Source organism: Pseudomonas sp. NPDC007930 (assembly GCF_042958985.1).
GTDB lineage: Bacteria > Pseudomonadota > Gammaproteobacteria > Pseudomonadales > Pseudomonadaceae > Aquipseudomonas.
Map to the genome: position 1 here is coordinate 1 of NZ_JBIBKC010000028.1, position 15383 is coordinate 15383.

General features: G+C 65.9%; 12 protein-coding genes, 1 rRNA gene and 1 pseudogene. 4 read left to right on the top strand and 10 right to left on the bottom strand.

The window, feature by feature from the left end; all coding sequences use genetic code 11:
- A 5S ribosomal RNA gene (gene rrf, locus ACFZCE_RS26210) occupies positions 1-88 on the top strand; the annotation flags it as partial.
- Between the two features lie 74 nt (positions 89-162).
- Here rrf and ACFZCE_RS26215 read toward each other — a convergent pair.
- From ACFZCE_RS26215 to ACFZCE_RS26235, 5 genes are all read right to left on the bottom strand, one after another.
- On the bottom strand, positions 163-1680 hold the full coding sequence (locus ACFZCE_RS26215) for an ABC transporter permease subunit (protein ID WP_390943465.1): 1518 nt from the start codon (positions 1678-1680) through the stop codon (positions 163-165).
- Positions 1681-1731: 51 nt separating this feature from the next.
- A complete protein-coding gene (locus ACFZCE_RS26220; RefSeq protein WP_390943466.1) occupies positions 1732-2529 on the bottom strand; it encodes a transporter substrate-binding domain-containing protein in 798 nt (265 codons plus the stop codon).
- 31 nt (positions 2530-2560) lie between these two features.
- A complete protein-coding gene (locus ACFZCE_RS26225) occupies positions 2561-3598 on the bottom strand; it encodes a 2-oxoglutarate and iron-dependent oxygenase domain-containing protein (RefSeq protein WP_390943467.1) in 1038 nt (345 codons plus the stop codon).
- The gene (locus ACFZCE_RS26230; RefSeq protein ID WP_390943468.1) at positions 3591-4448 is read right to left on the bottom strand and encodes a TIM barrel protein; all 858 of its coding nucleotides are present in this window, start codon (positions 4446-4448) and stop codon (positions 3591-3593) included. The genes ACFZCE_RS26225 and ACFZCE_RS26230 overlap by 8 nt, the downstream gene beginning before the upstream one ends.
- Positions 4449-4603: 155 nt before the next feature.
- Positions 4604-5554, bottom strand: a complete 951-nt coding sequence (locus ACFZCE_RS26235; RefSeq protein ID WP_390943492.1) for a LysR substrate-binding domain-containing protein — start codon at positions 5552-5554, stop codon at positions 4604-4606.
- A 123-nt stretch (positions 5555-5677) separates the two neighbouring features.
- On the opposite strand from ACFZCE_RS26235, the gene ACFZCE_RS26240 reads away from it, so the two are divergent.
- Complete coding sequence (locus ACFZCE_RS26240) at positions 5678-7198, top strand: CoA-acylating methylmalonate-semialdehyde dehydrogenase (RefSeq protein ID WP_390943469.1); 1521 nt, start codon at positions 5678-5680, stop codon at positions 7196-7198.
- A 9-nt stretch (positions 7199-7207) separates the two neighbouring features.
- Positions 7208-8095, top strand: a complete 888-nt coding sequence (gene mmsB, locus ACFZCE_RS26245; RefSeq protein ID WP_390943470.1) for a 3-hydroxyisobutyrate dehydrogenase — start codon at positions 7208-7210, stop codon at positions 8093-8095.
- 53 nt (positions 8096-8148) lie between these two features.
- Here mmsB and ACFZCE_RS26250 read toward each other — a convergent pair whose 3' ends face one another.
- Positions 8149-8370 carry a hypothetical protein gene (locus tag ACFZCE_RS26250; protein ID WP_390943471.1) on the bottom strand — a complete coding sequence of 74 codons (222 nt, stop codon included), beginning with the start codon at positions 8368-8370 and terminating at the stop codon, positions 8149-8151.
- Positions 8371-8482: 112 nt separating this feature from the next.
- On the bottom strand, positions 8483-9274 hold the full coding sequence (locus ACFZCE_RS26255) for an SDR family oxidoreductase (protein ID WP_390943472.1): 792 nt from the start codon (positions 9272-9274) through the stop codon (positions 8483-8485).
- 179 nt (positions 9275-9453) lie between these two features.
- Here ACFZCE_RS26255 and ggt point away from each other — a divergent pair, with 179 nt between their 5' ends.
- On the top strand, positions 9454-11133 hold the full coding sequence (gene ggt / locus ACFZCE_RS26260) for a gamma-glutamyltransferase (RefSeq protein ID WP_390943473.1): 1680 nt from the start codon (positions 9454-9456) through the stop codon (positions 11131-11133).
- Positions 11134-11487: 354 nt separating this feature from the next.
- Here the strand turns inward: ggt and ACFZCE_RS26265 are convergent, their stop codons facing one another.
- The 3 genes and pseudogenes from ACFZCE_RS26265 to ACFZCE_RS26275 form a co-directional block, all read right to left on the bottom strand.
- Positions 11488-12351, bottom strand: coding sequence for a methyl-accepting chemotaxis protein (locus tag ACFZCE_RS26265; RefSeq protein WP_390943493.1), 864 nt, complete (start codon positions 12349-12351; stop codon positions 11488-11490).
- Positions 12352-12393: 42 nt separating this feature from the next.
- Positions 12394-13407 (bottom strand): annotated as a pseudogene (locus tag ACFZCE_RS26270) (methyl-accepting chemotaxis protein); the annotation flags it as partial.
- Between the two features lie 229 nt (positions 13408-13636).
- A complete protein-coding gene (locus ACFZCE_RS26275; protein WP_390943474.1) occupies positions 13637-15220 on the bottom strand; it encodes an aldehyde dehydrogenase family protein in 1584 nt (527 codons plus the stop codon).
- Positions 15221-15383: the final 163 nt, after the last annotated feature.

The following is a 15383-nucleotide window of genomic DNA, read 5'->3' on the forward strand; positions in this document are numbered from 1 at the left end:
CTGATCCCATCCCGAACTCAGTAGTGAAACGATGCATCGCCGATGGTAGTGTGGGGTTTCCCCATGTGAGAGTAGGTCATCGTCAAGATTAAACAGCGCAGAACCCCGGTCGTGAAAACGATCGGGGTTTTGTCTTTTCTGTGTGGCAAAAAACGGCAGCCCTCAGGCCGCCGCCTCCAACCCCATGAACCGCCGCACCCGCTGCGCATCCGGCGCCTGGCGAATGGCCGTGGGCGATGCGTCGAGCTGAATGTTGCCATGCTCCATGAAGATCACCCGGTCTGAGATCTGCAGGGCGAAGTCCATTTCGTGGGTCACGATCAACAGCGTCATCCCCTCCTTGGCCAGTGCCGCGATCACATTCAGCACATCCCCCACCAGCTCTGGGTCCAGCGCTGAAGTGGGCTCGTCGAACAGCAGGATGTCTGGGTCCATCGCCATAGCCCGGGCGATCGCCACCCGTTGCTGTTGGCCACCCGATAACTGATGCGGGTACTTGTAGGCATGGGCTAGCAAGCCGACCTTGTCGAGCAGTTGTAGCGCCCGCGCATGGACTTCGCCCTTGGTTTGGCCGTGGTAGTGCGGCGCCAGGGTCACGTTGTCGACGATGGTGCGATGGGGGAACAGGTTGAAACTCTGGAACACCATGCCGATGCGCCTAACCCCCTGGCGGATGCGGCTGTTGTTCGGTGCGTCCGCCGCGTTGATGAAGCTCTCGCCGAACAACACGATCTCGCCCTGGTCGATGGCTTCCAGCCCGTTGAGCGTGCGTATCAATGAGGTTTTCCCCGAGCCCGAAGGCCCGATGATCGACACCACCTCACCCGCCTGGACCGTCAGGTCGATCCCCTTCAGCACCGGGTTATCCCCATAGCGCTTATGCAACCCGCGCAGGTGCAACGCCGGCGCCGCCCCAGGCCCGCTCAACCGCTGCTCCCGCGCCACCGCGGCGGGTAACCGCTCACGCAAGGCGCGCTCTTGCTCGGCCGCCAGGCTGCCGGGTTTGCGCAGGCTCAGGTCGAGCGCGCGCTCGAGGCGTTCCAGCCCCCAGCCAAACAGGCTGACGATCAGCACGTAGTACACCCCCACCGCGGCCAGGGTTTCCATCACCAGGAAGTTCTGCGCGTACAAGCGCTGGCCCACGGTCAGCAGTTCAGTGAGGGAGATCACCGAAATCAGCGAGGTGAGCTTGACCACGGTGATGTATTCGTTGATGAGGGTCGGCAAGGAGATGCGAAACGCCTGGGGGATCACGATCAGCCGTTGCATCCCCAACCCGCCGATCCCCAGCGCGCGGCCGGCTTCACGCTGGCCCTTGGCGACCGAGATCAAGCCGCCGCGGTGGATCTCCGCCATGTAGGCGGCTTCAGTGACCACCAGTGCGAACAGCCCCGAATAGAACGGGTTGGATAACACCGCGCCGCTGGCCGGAAACAACTGCGGCAGGTTATAGACGAACACCACCAGCACCAGCAGTGGCACACTGCGAAAGAACCACACGTACACCGCCGCTGGCACTCGCACCCAGGCGTGGGCCGACAGCTTGGCCGAGGCCAGGCCAAAACCCAGCACCATGCCGATGAACCAGGCCAGCGCGCTCAGTTCGACCACCGTCAGGCAGGCCCACCAGAAGTCGCTGACTGAAAACAAAGAAAAGAAATAGGGCCAATCAAAGACCATCAGGCAATACCTCGGGCAGCCCGGGCCCTGTGCGGGGCCCGGGGGCAGGCGTCAGTTCGACGCTTCCAGGTCGTATTTCTTCAAGATCGCGGCGTACTCGCCGTTTTCCTTGCTCTGCGCCAGGGCCTTGAGCAACGCCTGGTAAGTGGCGTCGTTGCCCTTTTTCACGTAGATGCCCAAGGTTTGCGGGTACACCAGCTTCTGTGACGTGACCACCACGCGGCCGTTGGTGCGCTGGGCGATCATGTGCGCCGCACCGGCGATTTCCACCTGGGCCTGGATGTTCTTCGACAGCAAGGCCTGGGTCACCTCTGGCGCTGAGGGGAACTCACTCACGCTGATCGCGCCCTTGTTGTTCGGCACGCAGTAGTCGGTAGACAGCTGCTTGAACTTGGCCACCCAGGTGGTGCCCTGCTCCAGGCCGATTTTCAGCCCGCACAGGTCTTCCGGCGCTTGCGGGCTCAGCTCGCTGCCCTTGGGCACCATGATCGCCGCGCCGGTGTTGGCGTAGGGGATGGCCAGGGCTTGGGCTTCACGCTCCGGGGTGATGTACATGCCGGAGATGATCGCGTCGTAGTGCCCGGCATTGAGGCCGTTGAGCAGGTTGGGGAACTTGGTGTCGACAAAGCTGGCCTTGCTGCCCATGGCCTTGGCCAGGGCATGGCTGAGCTCGGGGTCGGAGCCGACCACGTTCTTGTCGGCATCGTAAGACTCGAACGGCGGGTAGGTGATTTCCATGCCAACTTTCAGCTCGCCAGGGGTGGCGGTGACCGCGGCGAAACCGGCGTGGCAACAAAGAAGGCCGGCGGCGAGCAGGCTCAGGCGAATCACGGTGTGGCGCTGGGTCATGGTGATGCTCCGGGTTATGGCTATTAGAGGGTCAAACGGGGTCAGGCTGGCGTTTCAGGTGGCCGAAGCTCGATGGCTTGCGGGCGTTGGCCGGCAGTTGCAGCTCCCCGCGCTCTACCTTGCGCCGCAGGTAGCTGTAGGTTTGCAGCGCCTGGGCCCACATGTGCTCGCCTATGGCGAGCGTCTCGTAGGCCTGGCCTTGCTGTTCGAAGGCAGGCAGCGGTTTGATCTGGGTGTGGTAGTCGCAGGCGTAGAACAGCGGGAACGAGTAACGCTCGGCACCGACCTTGCGCACCCGGTGGGCGGTGGCAACGAAGGCGCCGGCGGTCATCACCTCGAGCATGTCGCCGATGTTCACCACAAAGGCATCGGGCACCGGCGGCGCGTCGATCCACTCGCCCTGGTCGTTCATCACCTCCAGGCCCGGCTGGTCGGCATGCAGGATGGTGAAACACTCGTAGTCGGTGTGCGCGCCGATGCCGGGGGCGTCGACGGCTTCGGCGTCGAACGGGTAGTGGATCAGGCGCAGCTTCGATGGCGGCCGGGTGACCATCGCGTCGAAGTAGTTTTCCGCCAGCCCCAACGCCAGGGCAAAGCCGCCGAACAGCTTGCGGCCGAGGGCGAACACCGCTGCGTAGTAGGCCTGCACCGCCGCTTGAAAGCCCTCGACCGGCGGCCAGGCGTTGGGCCCGAGCAGCGGCGTGCCGGCGATGAACAGCGGGTCGCTGCGCGGCACTTCGAAGCCGATGTCGAAGGCCTCCTTGTGGTCGGGCTTGCCCTTGGAGTACACCTCTTCGCCCTCGGGCACAAAGCCCTTGTGGCTTTCCGAGGTGCCGATGTAGTGCTGCATCTTCGCCGCCAGCGGCTGGGCGAAGTAGCGTTGCGCGGCGCCGCGCAGGTTGGCGATCAGTTGCGGGTCAATGCCGTGCCCGGTGATGTGCAGGAAGCCCACCTCACTGGCGGCCTTGCCCAGTTGTTCGGCCACCGCCAGGCGGTGTTCGAGTTCCACGCTGAACAGCCCGGCGATGTTCACCACGGGAATGCTGCGAAAATTGGCAGGGTTAGGCATGGGCGCCTCCGGTGCGGGTGAAGTCGGCGAAGTGAGCGCGCTCGTGGCGCGCCATCCATTGGTTCAGGCCCCAGAGGTCGGCCACCGGCATGCCGGTGAAGGGCAGGCAGTGCAGGTAGCCGTCGGCGCCGAATTCGGGGGTAAGGGTGGTGACCGCTTGGCCGCGGCGGCGCTGGCTGGCCCACACGGCCTCCCAGTGGCGCTGGTGCCAGGCCAGTTCGCGGGCGTATTGCGGGGCGCCGGGGTGCGGCACCTGCGGGCCTTGGTCATAGCCCACCCGCGCTTGCACGTGCACCACGCGCTCGACGAAGGCCGAAAGGTCATCGGCGGGGTCGTCGAGCAGGCGCTCGCAGCACACCACCCAGTGGCTGATGTCGCTGGTAAAGCGCAGCGCGGGCAGTTGGCGGATCAGCTCCAGGGTCACCCAAGGGCTGTACAGCGAGCGGCCGCGGTGGGTTTCGAACAGCACCGGCAAGCCGCTGCGCGCCGCCAGCTCCAGCGCCTGGCCAAAAAACTCCACCTGCTGCGCCATCGGCCAGCGGTCATTGCCGGCGAGCACATTGCAAAAGCGCGGGGCGGTCTCCGCTGCCCAGCCCAGTTTGAGTTCCAGGTCGGCCAGGTGCTGGGCCGGGCTGGCCGCTTGGTCGGGGAGCACGTCGTAGGCGCTGAACAGGGTGCAGATGTACGGTGTGGCGGTGTTGGCCAGCAGGCGGCTGAACGCTGCGCGCTCACTGGCCACCAACGGTAGGCGTGCTTCCAGGCCGTCGAAGCCGGCCTCGCGGGCCTCTTCAAGGGCGCTGGCGCGGTCGCCGGTGTAGCCCCACAGGGAACGGAAAATCTCTAGCTGCATACAGGCCTCGGCTGCGCAAGCCACGGCGGCAAAGGCCGCGGGCGGTACTGGGCAGTGGCGAAGGGTGTAGCCAGCAATGGCCGCGGCTCATGGGCCGCGGTCCCTGTAGTGCGCCGATGGTAGGCGCGGCACCAGCGAGGGTTGAATAGGCGCCGTCAAATCGTTAGTTCAGGAATTTCTGAACTAACGCCCATCAGCAGGTCGCGCTGTTGCTCGGTCTGCTCACGGATGTAATCCCACAGCAAGGTGATGCGCTTGAGCTTGCGCAGGTCCTCGCGGCAGTACATCCAGAACTGCCGGGTAAGGTCGATCTCGCGCGGCAACAGTGGCACCAGCCGCGCATCCTGCGCCGCCAGAAAGCACGGCAAGATCGCCAGGCTGCGGCCCTGCAGCGCGGCCACGTATTGCGCCACCACGCTGGTACTGCGCAGGCCGGCGTTCACCTGCGGCAGCACATGGCTGAGGTACAGCAGCTCAGGGCTGAAGGCCAGGTCATCGACGTAGCTCACGAACGGGTGGTCGGCCAGTTGCTCCACCCGCTCGATCGGCCCATGGCGTTGCAGGTAATCCCTGGAGGCGTACAGGCGCAGGCGGTAGTCGGTGAGCTTGCAGCACACATAGGGCCCGTGCTCTGGCCGTTCCAGGGCGATGACGATGTCGGCCTCGCGCCGCGACAGGCTGATGAAGTGCGGCAGCGGCAGGATGTCTACCGAAATCGCCGGGTAGGCATCAACGAAGCGGCTGAGTAGCGGGGTCACGAAAAAACTGCCAAAGCCCTCGGTGCAGCCGATGCGCACATGCCCGGACAACGCCAGGCCCGAGCCACTGACCTGCTCGCAGGCCATGTGCAGCATGCTCTCCATCGGCTCGGCGTATTCCAGCAGGCGTTGGCCTTCGCGGGTGAGCAAAAAGCCCTGGGTGCGGGACTTTTCGAACAGCAGCGTGCCGAGGGTGGTTTCCAGCGAGCTGATGCGCCGCGACACCGTGGTGTAGTCCACGCCGAGGCGCCGTGACGCGCTGCTGGCCTTGCGGGTGCGGGCTACTTCGAGAAAGAACTTGAGGTCGTCCCAGTTCAAGGCGCTGAGGGGCTTGAGGTCTTTTTGCATGATGGTCCGGTTTTTATCCGCTTTTTTATTGGAGTTTTGCATACCTATACTCTAGCCATGCCGTGCGCGCCATGCCGGCGCGATAGCCATCCAGCGCACAACAACAATCACGCGGAGGTCGTCATGAATGCACCCTTGCCCACTGAAACGGGCCACACCCTGAAGCTGTTGATCAACGGCCAATGGGTTGCCTCGAAAACCGAACACTTCCAAGACATCGTCAACCCGGCCACCCAGCAGGTGCTGGGGCGGGTGCCGTTCGCCACTGCCGAAGAGGTAGACGCGGCAGTGAACGCTGCCCACCAGGCCTTCGCCAGTTGGCGCAACACGCCGGTGGGCGCGCGCATGCGGATCATGCTCAAGCTGCAGGCGTTGATCCGTGAACACAGCCCGCGCATCGCCAAGGTACTGTGCGCCGAGCAGGGCAAAACCCTGGCCGATGCCGAGGGCGATATTTTCCGCGGGCTGGAAGTGGTCGAGCACGCCTGCTCGATTGGCTCGCTGCAGATGGGCGAGCACCTCGAGAACGTGGCCGGTGGGGTAGACACCTACACCCTGCGCCAGCCGATCGGCGTGTGCGCCGGCATCACCCCGTTCAACTTCCCGGCGATGATCCCGCTGTGGATGTTCCCGATGGCCATCGTGTGCGGCAATACCTTTGTGCTCAAGCCGTCCGAGCAGGACCCGATGTCCACCGCGCTGCTGGTGGAGCTGGCGTTGGAGGCGGGCATCCCAGCGGGGGTGCTGAACCTGGTGCATGGCGGTAAAGAGGTGGTCGACGGGCTGTGCACCCACCCGCACATCAAGGCGGTGTCGTTCGTGGGTTCCACCGCGGTGGGCACCCATGTGTATGACCTCGCCGGCCAGCACGGCAAGCGCGTGCAGGCGATGATGGGGGCCAAGAACCACGCTGTGGTGCTGCCTGACGCCAACCGCGAGCAAACCCTCAATGCCCTGGTGGGCGCGGCTTTCGGTGCCGCCGGCCAGCGCTGCATGGCCACCTCGGTGGTGGTGATGGTCGGCGAGGCGGCTGAGTGGGTGGATGACCTCAAGGCCCTGGCGCAGAAGCTCAAGGTCAATGCCGGCCATGAGCCGGGTACCGACGTGGGCCCGGTGGTGTCGCGGCGCGCGCTGGAGCGTGTGCAGGGCTTGATCGCCAGTGGCGTCGAGGAGGGCGCGGTGCTGGCGCTGGACGGCCGCGGCGTGGTGGTGCCGGGGTATGAGCAGGGCAACTTCGTGGGCCCCACGCTGTTCACTGGGGTGCGCACCGACATGCGGATCTACCGCGAGGAAATCTTCGGCCCGGTGCTGCTGGTGCTGAGCGTGGCCACCTTCGACGAAGCCATCGCCCTGGTGAACGCCAACCCGTTCGGCAATGGCACCGGCCTGTTCACCCAGAGCGGCGCCGCCGCGCGCAAGTTCCAGAACGAGATCGACATCGGCCAGGTGGGCATCAACATCCCGATCCCGGTGCCGGTGCCGTTCTTTAGCTTCACCGGCTCGCGAGGCTCCAAGCTGGGCGACCTGGGGCCCTACGGCAAGCAGGTGGTGCAGTTCTATACCCAGACCAAAACCGTGACCACCCGCTGGTTCGACGACAGCAGCGTGAACGCTGGGGTCAACACCACCATTCACCTGCGCTAGGAGGCGGCCATGAACATTGCATTCATCGGTTTGGGCAACATGGGCGCGCCCATGGCGCGCAACCTGATCAAGGCCGGCCACCGCCTGCTGGTGGTAGACGTGAACGCGGCAGTGCTGCAGCAATTCGCCGACGAGGGCGCCCAGGTCGCGGCCAGCCCGCGCCAGGCCGCCGCCGAGTGCGAGCTGCTGATCACCATGCTGCCGGCCGCCAGCCATGTGCGTGCGGTGTACCTGGGTGAAGACGGCGTGCTCGCCGGGCTGCGCGCCGGCACGCCGGCGGTGGATTGCAGCACCATCGACCCCGGCACCATTCGCGACGTGGCGGCGCAGGCGGCCAAGCAGGGCGTGGTGCTGGCCGACGCGCCGGTGTCTGGCGGCACCGGCGGCGCCGCGGCGGGCACCCTGACCTTTATGGTCGGCGCGCCCGAGGCCGCCTTCGCCCAGCTACAACCCGTGCTGGCGCAGATGGGCCGCAGCATCGTGCACTGTGGCGAGGTGGGCACCGGGCAGATCGCTAAAATCTGCAACAACCTGTTGTTGGGGATTTCGATGATCGGCGTGGCCGAGGCGATGGCCTTGGGCGATGCCCTGGGGATCGACACCCAGGTGCTGGCCGGCATCATCAACACCTCCACCGGGCGCTGCTGGAGCAGCGACACCTACAACCCCTGGCCGGGGGTGATCGACACCGCCCCGGCGGCGCGCGGCTACAGCGGCGGCTTTGCCGCGCAGTTGATGCTCAAGGACCTGGGCCTGGCCACCGAGGCCGCGCGCCAGGCGCAGCAGCCGGTGATGCTGGGCGCGCTGGCGCAGCAGTTGTACCAGGCGATGAACCAGCGCGGGGAGGGTGGGTTGGACTTCTCGGCCATCGTCAATGGCTACCGGCGCCCGCGGTAAGTGATGCGGCAGGGCCCTTCGCTCGGCGCGGCCGGGCGATAGGGCCCGAACCGCTAACGCATGATCCGGCCTTTCTCATTGCGCACGTCGTAGATCAGCTGCACAGCCTCTTCCTGGCTGAGCACGCCCTGCACGCGGCCTTCCTTGATATTGCCCATGATTTCACCGATGGCCAGGGCCAGCGTGCGGTGCGGTTCGCGGTGCAGGTTACGGATGCGCGCGCGCAGGTGCGCATGCAACGGTTCCGCGTAGGCGGTAGCGCTTGGGTGACCCATATCGAATTCCCTCTCCATCACCGGACGCCACGGCATCCTTTTTTGGCCAGCCCTTTTTTATAGCCCAGCCCTGGCCGTTTCGCTTCGCCGCCCGACACACGGCAGTATTGGATCAAAAAGTGCCGGGGAAGGCGCCGCCGTCGATCAGCAGGTTTTGCCCGGTGATGTACCCGGCCGCGGCCGAACACAGAAACGCGCAGGCCGCGCCGAATTCATCGGCCTGGCCAAAGCGCCCGGCGGGGATGCCGCCGCGGCGTTGCTCGGCGATCGCCTCGAGCGGCTGGCCGCTGGCCTGGGCGGCGGCTTCGAGGTTTTTGTGCAGCCGCGCGGTGGCGAATGCCCCTGGCAGCAGGTTGTTGATCGTCACGTTGTGCTGGGCCAGCCGCGGCTGGCGCGCCAGGCCGGCAACGAAACCGGTCAGCCCGGTGCGCGCGCCGTTGGACAACCCCAAGGTGTCGATCGGCGCCTTCACCGCCGCCGAGGTGATGTTGACCACGCGCCCGAAGCCGCGCGCGGCCATGGCGTCTACCGTGGCCTTGATCAGCTCGATGGGGGTGAGCATGTTCTGCTCCAGGGCCTTGACCCACTCCGCCCGGCCCCAGTCGCGAAAGTCCCCCGGGGGTGGGCCGCCAGCGTTATTGACCAGAATGTCGACCTGCGGGCAGGCCTGCAGCAGCGCCTGGCGCACTTCGGGCAGGGCGATGTCGCCGGCCACGGTGCGCACCTCGATGCGCCCACCCCCCACGCTGCGCAGTTCAGCGGCGGCGGCCTCCAGGGTGGCCACGGTACGGGCGTTGATCACCAGGTTCACCCCTTCGGCGGCCAGCGCCTTGGCGCAGCCCAGCCCCAGGCCCTGGCTGGCGGCGCAGACCACGGCCCAGCGCCCGGCAATTGCGTAGTCCATCGTGAAGCTCCCTGATTCATGGCTTTGGCTGCCCAGCCTAACCCGCTGGCCAGGGCCGGTGAAAGCACGTTGGGCCTGGCCAAACTTGAACCATTACACCAACTGCAACAGCCAACTATTTGATTAGTTCGGAAACCTCGTCCTTAATGACCTAGGTTTTGAACACGCAGGAACCCACCATGCGAGCCATTTTCATCAAGTCGCTGGCCCTAGGCGTTGCCCTGGTGGCCAGCACACCGGCCTGGGCGGCGCTGCTCGATGCCGGCGCGGTCGCCTCGCCAGACCGCTACGGGGCGGATGTCGCCGCGCAGGTTTTAAAGAACGGCGGCAATGCCGTAGACGCCGCCGTGGCCACCGCGTTTACTCTGGCGGTGACCTACCCCGAAGCGGGCAACATCGGCGGCGGCGGCTTCATGACGTTGTACGTCAAGGGCAAGCCGTACTTTCTCGATTACCGCGAAACCGCGCCCAAGGCCGCCAGCCGCGACATGTACCTCGACGCCAAGGGCGAGGTGGTGCCGAACATGAGCCTGGTCGGCGCCAAGGCCAGTGGCGTGCCCGGCACCGTGATGGGCCTGTGGGAGGCCCACCAGCGCTTTGGCAAGTTGCCTTGGGCCGAGCTGCTGGCGCCGGCGATCGGCTACGCCCGCGACGGCTTCACCGCGGCGCCCAAGCAGTACCAGTACCGTGAAAACGCCCTGGCGCTGTTCAAAGACCAGACCAACTTCCGTGATTACTTCGCCAGCCTCAAGGCCGGCGAAACCTTCCGCCAGCCGGAGTTGGCCGCCACCCTCGAGCGCCTCGCCAAAGAGGGCGGGCCGGAGTTCTACCACGGCAAGACCGCCGAGCTGCTGGTGGCGCAAATGGAGCGCGACAAGGGCCTGATCACCCGCGACGACCTCGCCAGCTACAAGGCCCAGTGGCGTGAACCGCTGCACATCGACTGGCGCGGCAACAACATCTACACCGCGCCGCTGCCCAGCTCCGGCGGCATTGCCCTGGCGCAACTGCTGGGCATCAAAGAAGTACGCGGGGCGGATTTCAAAGGCGTGCCGCTGAATTCGGCCAAGTACATCCACCTGCTCGCCGAGATTGAAAAACGCGTGTTCGCCGACCGCGCCAACTACCTGGGTGACCCAGACTTCAGCGACGTGCCGGTGAACAAGCTGATGGCCCCGGCCTACCTGATCACCCGCGCCGCGGAGATCAACCCCACGGCGATTTCGCCCACTGAAAACGTGCACCCGGGGTTGGAGTCGAACCAGACCACCCACTTCTCGATCGTCGACCGCGACGGCAACGCGGTGAGCAACACCTTCACCCTCAACTTCGACTTCGGCAGCGGCGTGGTGGTGCAGGGCGCGGGCTTTTTGCTCAACGATGAAATGGACGACTTCAGCGCCAAGCCCGGCGTGGCCAATGCCTTCGGCGTGCTGGGCGGCGACGCCAACGCGATTGCCCCGGGCAAGCGCATGCTCAGCTCGATGAGCCCGACCATCGTCACCCGCGACGGCCAGGTCACCCTGGTGATCGGCACCCCGGGCGGCTCGCGGATCTTCACCACGGTGTTCCAGGTGCTCAACGACCTCTACGACTACCACATGCCGTTGCAGGAGGCCGTGGGCGCGCAGCGCGTGCACCACCAGTTGCTGCCCAAGGACACGATCTTCTACGACGCCTACCGGCCGCTCGAGGGCGACACGGCGCGGGAATTGGCCGCGATGGGCTACACCCTCAAGGACCAGGGCTGGCTGATGGGCAATGTGCAGGCGATACGGGTCAAGGCGCGCCAGGTCGAGACCGGGGTAGACCCGCGTGGGCGTGGGGTGGGGTTGATCGTGCGCTCTGCTGGGGAATAGGTTGGAAGGCCCTTCGCCCGGCACAGCCGGCCTCCCACGGGTTCTGTGTTGCCCAGTAAATCAAGTACTTACACAAATCTGGTGGGAGGCCGTGGTCCGGCACTCCGGCTGTGCCGGGCGATAGGCCAAAAGCTTGAAACGCGCCCAATAAAAAACCCGCCGAAGCGGGTTCTTTGTACCAGACCATTCCAGCGTCCTGCCGGTGGCCTCCCAGGCCTATGGTCGATCTTCCTTGATCACCGCGGTGCAATCCGGCGCCGCGTTGGGTAGGTGTAGATTAGGGTGTGGGCGGGTATGGGGATAGTCTGAATTCTCGCAACCTTTTGTAAGACATTCGCTATACCCCAGCCCGGCTCATACCCGGAAGTGGTTCACCAACCCCTGCAGGTGGGTGCCCAGCCGCGCCAGCTCCACGCTGGAGGCTGCGGTTTCTTCACTGGCGGCGGCGGTTTGTTCCGACACCTCGCGCACACTGACCACACTGCGGCTGATTTCCTCGGCCACCGAGCTTTGCTGCTCGGCGGCGGCGGCGATCTGCTGGTTCATCGCCTGGATGCTCGACACCGTGCGGGTGATGCTGCCCAGCGCGTCGCCGGCCTGGCGGGTCAGGGCCACGCTGCTGTCGGTGAGCTGGCGGCTGCTGTCCATGGCCTGGGCCACGTGCTGGGTGCCGGTTTGCAGGCCGGCGACGAGTTTTTCGATTTCTTCGGTGGATTTCTGCGTGCGCTGGGCCAGCCCGCGCACCTCATCGGCCACCACCGCAAAGCCGCGCCCGGCCTCACCGGCGCGGGCGGCCTCGATGGCGGCGTTCAGCGCCAGCAGGTTGGTTTGCTCGGCCACGGCCTTGATCACGTCCATCACCGAGCCGATCTTGTCGCTCTCGGCCTGCAGTTGCTCCATGGCCTCGCTGGAGCGGCGCACCTCGCCGGCCAGCCGCTCGATCTGGCCGATGGCCTGGCCCACCACCTTATCGCCGGCACGGGCCTGCTGGTCGGCGCTGGTGGCCGCCGTGGAGGCCTCTTCGGCGTTGCGTGCCACTTCCTGCACGGTGGTGGCCATCTCGTGCATGGCGGTGGCCACCTGGTCGGTTTCGACCTTCTGGCTGTTGACCCCGGCGCTGGTTTGCTCGGTGACCGCGCTCAGCTCTTCGGCGGCGCTGGCGATTTGCGTCACGCTGTCGCGGATGCCGCCGATCAACTGGCGCAGGGTTTCGTTCATGTTGCCGATGGCGCGCTGCACCGCGCCGATCTCGTCGCGGCGCTCGCTGTGCAGTTGCTGGGTGAGGTCGCCCGCGGCAATCCGGGTGACCACCGCCAAGGTGTGCTGCAGCGGTTGGGTGATCAGCCGGGTGATCCACAGCGCGGCCACCACGCCCAGCAGCAGCGCCAGGCACGCCGCTACGGCGAGGATTGCCTGGGAGCGGCCGCTGTCGGCCTCGCTCTGCGCCACCTGGCGCTTCACCAGTTCGCTGTTGGCGTTGATCATCACGTTGCCGGCCTCGCCCAGGCGCTTGCGCAGTTGCTCAACGCTGCCGCTCACCTCGCGGAAGTGCTCCACCGATTGCCGGTAGCCGCCCAGGGCGCTGGAGAACGCCGCCAGCTCGGCTTGCTCGCCCGGCAGCGAGGTGGCCAGGGTTTGCACCTGCGCGGCGGTTTTGTCCATTTGCGCGAAGGCGGCCTGTTCGGTTTTCGGCGTAACGTTGTTGGTGTAGCCGCGCACCTCATAGCGCACCAGTTGCAGTTGTTCCTTGGTGAATGCGGCGACCTGCTCAAGGCCGCTGCGGTGCGGGTCGTCTTCGGCCAGGCCCTGGGTGGCCGCCTGGGCCTGGGCCACCTGCTTGATCACCGCCTGGGCGGTGGCGGTCATCTGGTCGCGGGCGGCGGCGGCGTCGCGGTAGCCGGCCAGCAGTTGCTTGAGGTCATCGCCGTACTGCTTGGCGGTATCGCTCTCCTGGCGCAGCAGCTGCACGTTCTGCGGCGCGGTGAAGCCGGCCAGGGTGCTGTTGAGGGTTTGCTGGTAGCGGTCGTAGAGCTTGAGGGTGGTTTCGCCCAGGGCGGGGTCACCGTTGCTGAGCATGTAGCTCAGGCGGCTGACGCGCAGTTCGTTGAGCTGGTTTTGCACCTCGACCACCTGGCTCACCCGCTGGGTGCGCTCGATCAGGTTGGCCAGGCTGGCCCAGGCCGCCACCGCCAGTAGCACGGTCAGCGCCAGTACCACGCCGAAGCCCAGCGCGAGCTTCGCCCGCACACTGATGTTGCCAAACCAAGCACCCATTGTTTCGCTCCTAGTTCTTCGTTGTTTTGCGTTCAGTCCGGGGCTTATCGGCCAAGATGAGCGAGGCTGAACCGAGGGCTTAGATTATTCATCTATATGACTAGAAGATTCAGGATCCCTTTCACATAACCAACACAAAGTTGTGGCAGCGCCAGCCCTGGCAGGCAAAAAAAACGGCGCGGGGTGAGCCGCGCCGTTTGCCAGAAGGGCAGATGGGACTGTTAAAACCTCACGCGATCGGCGCGCTGCTCCACTCGCCGTTGACCAGCCGGCGCAGGCCGAGCGGGTTGGCGTTGCGCAGGGCTTCGGGCAGCAGGGCGTCGGGGTAGTTCTGGTAGCACACCGGGCGCAGGTAGCGGTCGATGGCCAGGGTGCCCACCGAGGTGCCACGGGCGTCGGAGGTGGCCGGGTACGGGCCGCCGTGCACCATCGCGTCGCTGACTTCCACGCCAGTGGGGTAGCCGTTGACCAGAATGCGGCCGACCTTGTGCTCCAGCACCGGCACCAGCCAGGCGTAGGCGGTGAAGTCCGCCGGCTCGCCGATCAGGGTGGCGGTCAATTGGCCGCGCAAGGCCTGCAGCGCTTGCTTGAGCTGGGCGTCGTCGTCGACTTCGATCAGCACGGTGGTGGGGCCGAACACTTCTTCCTGCAGCAGTGGGTCGCCGTTGACCAGCAGGCTCACGTCGGCCTTGAACAGCTGCGCCTGGGCCTGGTTGCCGGCTTGCGCCTGGCCCGCCAGGTGGGTAATGCCCTGGTGGCTGTGCAGGTGCTCCACACCCTTGGTGTAGCTGCGCAGGCCGCCGGCGTTGAGCATGGTCTGTGGCGCCTGGGCGGCAATCGCGGTGCCCAGTTGCTCTACGAAGGCGGTCAGCTCAGGCGAGCGCACGCCGATCACCATGCCGGGGTTGGTGCAGAACTGCCCCGCGCCCATGCACACCGAGCCGGCCAGTTCCTTGGCGACGGTTTCGCCACGGGCCTTGAGGGCGCCTGGCAGCAGCACCACCGGGTTGATGCTCGACATCTCGGCGAATACCGGGATCGGTTCCGGGCGCTCGGCCGCCAGTTTGCACAGGGCGTTACCGCCGTTGAGCGAACCGGTGAAGCCCACGGCCTTGATGGCTGGGTGCTTGACCAGGTCTTCACCCACGCCGCTGCCGAAGATCATGTTGAACACGCCCTTGGGCATGCCGGTGCGCACTGCGGCGCGCTCAATGGCGCAGCCGACGAGGTCTGCGGTGGCCATGTGGCCGCTGTGGGCCTTGACCACCACCGGGCAACCGGCGGCCAGCGCCGAGGCGGTGTCACCACCGGCGGTGGAGAACGCCAGGGGGAAGTTACTGGCACCGAACACACCCACCGGGCCCACGCCAATGCGCAGCTGGCGCAGGTCAACGCGGGGCAGCGGCTTGCGATCGGGCAGCGGCAGGTCGATGCGCGCGCCGAGGAAGTCGCCACGGCGCAGGATGTTGGCGAACAGGCGCATCTGGCCACTGGTGCGGCCACGCTCGCCCTGGATGCGCGCGGCCGGCAGGGCGGTCTCGCGGCACACGATCGCGACGAACTCATCGCCGAGGGCGTCGAGCTCTTCGGCGATGGCGTCGAGGAACTCTGCGCGGCGCGCGGTGCTCAATTGACGGAATTCAGGAAAGGCCGCTTCGGCGGCACGGGCCGCGGCGTCTACTTCTTCCTTCGTTGCCTGGTAGAAGCTGTACGGCAGCGCTTCGCCGGTGCTGGCATCGAGGCTTTTGAGCTTAGGCTCGCCTTGGCCGCTACGGGCGCCGGCAACGAAGTTTTGACCGAGAACGTCAGGCATTGTTGTCTCCTTGTCCTGTTAACGGGGGGTGTTCGAAGGTATAGCAGGGCCCTTGGCAGGCGCCCCCTTGGGAGTGGTCGAGTGGGGCAAGGGTTCAACCACGATTAGAGGTGTTGACGGACATCATACAACTACGATTCCAGCCTCACAAGGCCATGCGCCG

What these genes read in the sequence shown, in the direction of transcription:
- ACFZCE_RS26215 (WP_390943465.1), bottom strand. Translation starts at nt 1,680, where the DNA reads ATGGTCTTTGATTGGCCCTATTTCTTTTCTTTGTTTTCAGTCAGCGAC.
- ACFZCE_RS26255 (WP_390943472.1), bottom strand. Translation starts at nt 9,274, where the DNA reads ATGGACTACGCAATTGCCGGGCGCTGGGCCGTGGTCTGCGCCGCCAGC.
- ACFZCE_RS26265 (WP_390943493.1), bottom strand. Translation starts at nt 12,351, where the DNA reads ATGAACGAAACCCTGCGCCAGTTGATCGGCGGCATCCGCGACAGCGTG.
- ggt (WP_390943473.1), top strand. Translation starts at nt 9,454, where the DNA reads ATGCGAGCCATTTTCATCAAGTCGCTGGCCCTAGGCGTTGCCCTGGTG.
- ACFZCE_RS26220 (WP_390943466.1), bottom strand. Translation starts at nt 2,529, where the DNA reads ATGACCCAGCGCCACACCGTGATTCGCCTGAGCCTGCTCGCCGCCGGC.
- ACFZCE_RS26225 (WP_390943467.1), bottom strand. Translation starts at nt 3,598, where the DNA reads ATGCCTAACCCTGCCAATTTTCGCAGCATTCCCGTGGTGAACATCGCC.
- ACFZCE_RS26235 (WP_390943492.1), bottom strand. Translation starts at nt 5,554, where the DNA reads ATGCAAAAAGACCTCAAGCCCCTCAGCGCCTTGAACTGGGACGACCTC.
- ACFZCE_RS26230 (WP_390943468.1), bottom strand. Translation starts at nt 4,448, where the DNA reads ATGCAGCTAGAGATTTTCCGTTCCCTGTGGGGCTACACCGGCGACCGC.
- ACFZCE_RS26275 (WP_390943474.1), bottom strand. Translation starts at nt 15,220, where the DNA reads ATGCCTGACGTTCTCGGTCAAAACTTCGTTGCCGGCGCCCGTAGCGGC.
- mmsB (WP_390943470.1), top strand. Translation starts at nt 7,208, where the DNA reads ATGAACATTGCATTCATCGGTTTGGGCAACATGGGCGCGCCCATGGCG.
- ACFZCE_RS26250 (WP_390943471.1), bottom strand. Translation starts at nt 8,370, where the DNA reads ATGGGTCACCCAAGCGCTACCGCCTACGCGGAACCGTTGCATGCGCAC.
- ACFZCE_RS26240 (WP_390943469.1), top strand. Translation starts at nt 5,678, where the DNA reads ATGAATGCACCCTTGCCCACTGAAACGGGCCACACCCTGAAGCTGTTG.